This window comes from Aeromonas aquatica (assembly GCF_000764655.1).
Classification (GTDB): domain Bacteria; phylum Pseudomonadota; class Gammaproteobacteria; order Enterobacterales; family Aeromonadaceae; genus Aeromonas; species Aeromonas aquatica.
The window spans coordinates 1-922 of sequence record NZ_JRGL01000079.1 but is presented as its reverse complement, the minus strand read 5'-3'; the positions used below and the strand labels follow the sequence as shown (position 1 = coordinate 922).

Sequence of the window (922 nt, the reverse complement as noted above, 5' to 3'; positions counted from 1 at the left end):
CGGTGCGCCTCTGCTGTCGCCCCCGCAATCCTGCAGGCTGGCCTCAAGGGTGAGAGATCCGCCATGGCCGCCGTGTTTTCGGCGCCATGGCTACCGCACGCCCTGAGGCGCGCGGTGGGATCAACGTCATGTTCTTTCTTGTGCTCGCTCAACGAGCAAGTGAGCAGAAGAAAGAGGTGACCAGGGCAGGCAAAGATGAGAAGCAGGCCGGTATCCCGGCCTTTGAGATCAGGCCAAGTTGGACTGAATGTATTGCGCTATCTGAATGCTGCGGTTATCACCACGCCCCTGCAGATCGACGATGACTTCCTGTACTGTGCCGCGATAGACCAGAGAGCCACGGACCAGTGTCCGGTGGTTATGGCCAATGTCGGTGAAGGTGGCGCCCCCCCTGTGCAGGTGAATGTGCGGTTCATTGGTATCGGGATAAAACGACTCTTTCGGCATAAGGCCTCCCTGTCTGAATACAGAAAAGGGAGCACCTGGACGGGTGCTCCCTCATGGCATCAAGCCTCGATCGGCGCACGCCAGTCGTCGGCACCGGAGGTACCGGCAACGGTGTGCTCCCAGTCGATCTTGCGGTAGGCCAGGGAGACCTGGATCAGCTGGGTGAAGTCAGCGTTGGCGGGGTCCTGGCAGTGGGGCATCTGGCAGTCGATGTCGACGATGGTGGAATCGGTCAACACTGTGCTGAAGAAGTGTTCCTGCTTGCCTTCGACCGAGGTGCGGTACCACTTCAGGGTCACTTTCGGCAGCATCTCGCCGGAAGCCAGGGAGTTGTACATCAGCGGTACGGCTTTGTTCAGCGCGACGGTGAATTTGAACGGCTTGTGGACACGCTGACCAGCCGGCTGACCGGATTGCGGGTCGGTCGGCACGGTAACGACGTGCTGGAATTCCTGAACCAGCATCTCGTCTTCAT

Annotated in this window: 2 protein-coding genes; both read right to left on the bottom strand. The window is 59.5% G+C overall.

What is annotated here, in order from left to right; translation table 11 throughout:
- Nucleotides 1-228 precede the first annotated feature (228 nt).
- Nucleotides 229-447, bottom strand: coding sequence for a hypothetical protein (locus LG30_RS0107895; protein WP_033130164.1), 219 nt, complete (start codon nucleotides 445-447; stop codon nucleotides 229-231).
- A gap of 59 nt (nucleotides 448-506) precedes the next feature.
- A partial coding sequence (gene hcp1 / locus LG30_RS0107890; protein ID WP_033130163.1) for a type VI secretion system effector Hcp1 occupies nucleotides 507-922 on the bottom strand: 416 nt, incomplete at its 5' end.